This is a genomic window from Leucobacter sp. M11 (genome assembly GCF_035726885.1).
Classification (GTDB): domain Bacteria; phylum Actinomycetota; class Actinomycetes; order Actinomycetales; family Microbacteriaceae; genus JAPFRB01.
Genome location: NZ_JAPFRB010000003.1, coordinates 453541 through 456588 on the forward strand (window position 1 = coordinate 453541; position 3048 = coordinate 456588).

Consider the following 3048-nt stretch of genomic DNA (forward strand, 5'->3'; position numbering starts at 1 on the left):
TTTTCCTTTCCGTCGCGGTGAGGGAGTGTTCCCTGAGGGTCGCCGAAGACCTCCGGGGGCCGCGGAACGACCCGGGGTAGGGTGGGGGAAACCCGACGAGAGGAGCGCCACGTGAGCACCGGAAAACTGAATCCATACGCGGGAATGCGCCAGGTCCCCGAGTTTGACCTCGTGAGCACCGATATCCAGCACGGCGAGCCCCTGCCCAGTGAGCTCTACAGCGCGGGCGTCGGCGGCGAGGACCGCTCACCCCAGCTGAGCTGGTCGGGCTTCCCCGCCGAAACACAGAGCTTCGTCGTCACCTGTTACGACCCCGATGCCCCGACCGGCTCCGGGTTCTGGCACTGGGCCGTGGCCAACATCCCTGGCGACGTGACCTCGTTGCCGAGCGGCGCGGGTGCCGCGGGCGGGCCGGGGCTGCCCGAGGGCACCATCACCATGCCCAACGAGGTGCGCGGGCTGGAATTCACCGGCGCGGCTCCGCCCGAGGGCACCGGCGCCCACCACTACTGGTTCGTGGTGCACGCGCTGAACGTGCCCCGCGTCGAGGTGGACCCCGGGATGACCCCCGCCGTTCTCGGCTTCCTGATGCGCGACGCGGTGATCGCCCGCGCGATCATCGTCGCCACCGGAGAGCCGGGCGGCGCGGCCTAGGGCGGCAGCCGGGCACTCCGGACGCCCCGGGACCGCGCTGGCGGTGCCGGGGCGTTTCTGCGCGGTCCGGATTCGCCGATGCCACGCAGGCCGCGACCCCGAAGACCGAGCTAGATCCGATCGAGCTCCAGATCCGGATCGTGATTGACGAGGCCGCGCCGCCAGTGCCCCGTCAGGTCCACCCGCTCCGGGGGGAGCGTCGCGAGCAGCTCCCGGCGGATCGGCGCGAGCTCGCCCGCCTCGCCGGCGGCCCACACAAAGCTGCGCTCGCCGAGCGGGATCGAGGCCACGGCCTCGCGCAGCTGACCCGGCCCGTCGACCCGGTACAGCCAGTCGATCGAGGCTCGCGAGCGCAGCTCCGCCGGCAGGAACTCCTCGTAGCCGTCGTCCTCCCCGAGGAACACCGCGGACACCCGGATCCCGGGGTCGAGCGCTGCGAGCCAGCGCGCAGCAGCGGCGAAGCCCGTCTCGTCAGCGACGAGCACGAACTCGGCCACCGCGTCCGCACCCGGCACCGACCGACTGAACCGCGGGTGCGCAAGCACGGCCGACTCGCCCGCCTCGGCGCCGAGCAGCCACTCGGTGCCCGGACCGTTCGCGCCCGGGCTCACGACGTCGAGGTCGAGCTCCGCGTCCCCGGCTCCGCCGGCGCGCACGCGGCTCGGGGTGAAGTCCCGCGACACCGACACGGCGTCCGCCGGGCGCAGGATGCCGCCGTCCGCCCCGATCCGCGGGGGCGTGAGCACCCCGGTCGCCGGGTCCGGCAGAAACAGCTTGACCCGGTCGTCGGGCGCCCACGCGCCCCCGGACAGCTCGGGCAGGCCCCCGAGGTCCCCGGCCAGGGTGACCCGGGTCACCCCGGTGGCCAGGTGCTCGCGGCGGAGCAGGCGCAGCTCGCTGAGGGCGGCGGGAAACTGGGTTCGCGTGCGAAGGCTCATGCCCCCCAGTATCGCCGACCGCGCCCGAGAGGGTCGAGCGCCGTGTGGGCGGCGGGACCACCTGCGGGGATCGCAGTGCGCCGAATCGGGGAGGGCGAACCCTGACGGGACCGGGGGAATGCCGCGGGCACGGTACCATGCTGTGTGGCGTCACCCCGCCGTAGCTGTGTCCTGGGTAGCCGTTCCGATCGGGCGGGGCCCCGGAGCACCCTGCCCCACATCGAATCGAGCCCTCCGCTTTGAAAACACGCACTCGTACGTTCGGCCTGCTCGCGGCCGCCGCACTCACCGCTCTCACGCTCACCTCCTGCTCCTCCGGCAACGCCGCCCCCGAGGCCGCGGACGCCCCCAAGGAGAACGTCGCCGTTCCCGCCGCGGAACAGGACGTGAAGATCGGCATCCTCCAGCTGGCCCCGCACCCCGCTCTCGACGCCGCCCGCGACGGCTTCGTCGAGGAACTCGAGGCCGCCGGCTTCAAGACCATCGAGATCGACGTGCAGAACGCCCAGGGCGAGTCCGCCACGGCGAACACGATCGCGCAGTCCTTCGCCGGGGCTGACCTGGACCTGGTGCTCGCCATCGCCACCCAGGGCGCGCAGGCCGCCGTGCAGAACATTTCGGATATCCCCGTGCTGTTCACCGCCGTGACCGACGCCGTGGACACCGGCCTCGTCGACTCCAACGAGAAGCCCGGCGGCAACGTCACCGGCACGAGCGACCTGAACCCCGTCGCCGATCAGATCGAGCTGATCACGAAGATCAACCCCGACGCGAAGAAGGTGGGCTTCCTCTACAGCTCCGCCGAGACCAACTCGCTCGTCCAGATCGAGCTGGCCCGCACCGCCGCAGAGGACCTCGGCCTCGAGGTCGTCGAGAAGACCGTCAGCAACGGCAACGAGGTCTCCGCGGCAGCCACGGCCCTCGGCGACGTGGACGCGATCTACGTGCCCACCGACAACACCGTCGTGAACGCCATCGGCGCCGTCATCGCGGTCGCCGAGAAGCAGGGCGCGCTCCTCATCGGCTCCGAGTCCGGCCAGGTTGACCAGGGCGCCGCGGCGACCCTCGGCCTGAACTACGCCGAGCTGGGCAAGCAGACCGGTCAGATGGCCGTTCGCATCCTCACCGAGGGCGCCGACCCCGCGTCGACCCCCGTTGAGACGCTCACCACCGCCGAGCTGGTGCTGAACCCGGGCGCGGCGAAGCTGATGGGCTTCACCATCCCGCAGGACATGATCGACTCAGCCACGCGCGTCGTCAAGTAAGCGAGAAGCACCGCACTCATGTTCGGAACCATTGAACTCGGCCTCATCTACGGCGTGATGGCGCTCGGGGTGTTCCTCACCTTCCGGGTGTTGAACTTCCCCGACCTCACCGTCGATGGGAGCTTCACCACCGGCGCCTCGGTTGCCGCCGCCATGATTGCGGGCGGCCAGAACCCCGCCGTCGCGACCCT

The 3048-nt window shown here is 71.4% G+C and carries 3 protein-coding genes and 1 pseudogene; 3 read left to right on the forward strand and 1 reads right to left on the reverse strand.

Going from position 1 to position 3048, the window contains the following annotated elements; all coding sequences use genetic code 11:
* The first annotated feature begins 144 nt into the window (after positions 1 to 144).
* Positions 145 to 654, forward strand: a complete 510-nt coding sequence (locus OOT08_RS10495; RefSeq protein ID WP_325092910.1) for a YbhB/YbcL family Raf kinase inhibitor-like protein — start codon at positions 145 to 147, stop codon at positions 652 to 654.
* 110 nt (positions 655 to 764) lie between these two features.
* On the opposite strand, the gene OOT08_RS10500 is transcribed toward OOT08_RS10495, so the two are convergent.
* Positions 765 to 1592, reverse strand: a complete 828-nt coding sequence (locus tag OOT08_RS10500; protein ID WP_325092598.1) for a siderophore-interacting protein — start codon at positions 1590 to 1592, stop codon at positions 765 to 767.
* Positions 1593 to 1831: 239 nt separating this feature from the next.
* Here OOT08_RS10500 and OOT08_RS10505 point away from each other — a divergent pair, with 239 nt between their 5' ends.
* Both OOT08_RS10505 and OOT08_RS10510 read left to right on the forward strand, forming a co-directional pair.
* Positions 1832 to 2857, forward strand: coding sequence for an ABC transporter substrate-binding protein (locus tag OOT08_RS10505; RefSeq protein WP_325092599.1), 1026 nt, complete (start codon positions 1832 to 1834; stop codon positions 2855 to 2857).
* An 18-nt stretch (positions 2858 to 2875) separates the two neighbouring features.
* Positions 2876 to 3048 (forward strand): annotated as a pseudogene (locus tag OOT08_RS10510) (ABC transporter permease); the annotation flags it as partial.

Bases quoted from the DNA above. Each gene is read 5' to 3' on its own strand.
- OOT08_RS10495 (WP_325092910.1), top strand. From the start codon at position 145: ATGCGCCAGGTCCCCGAGTTTGACCTCGTGAGCACCGATATCCAGCAC.
- OOT08_RS10500 (WP_325092598.1), bottom strand. From the start codon at position 1,592: ATGAGCCTTCGCACGCGAACCCAGTTTCCCGCCGCCCTCAGCGAGCTG.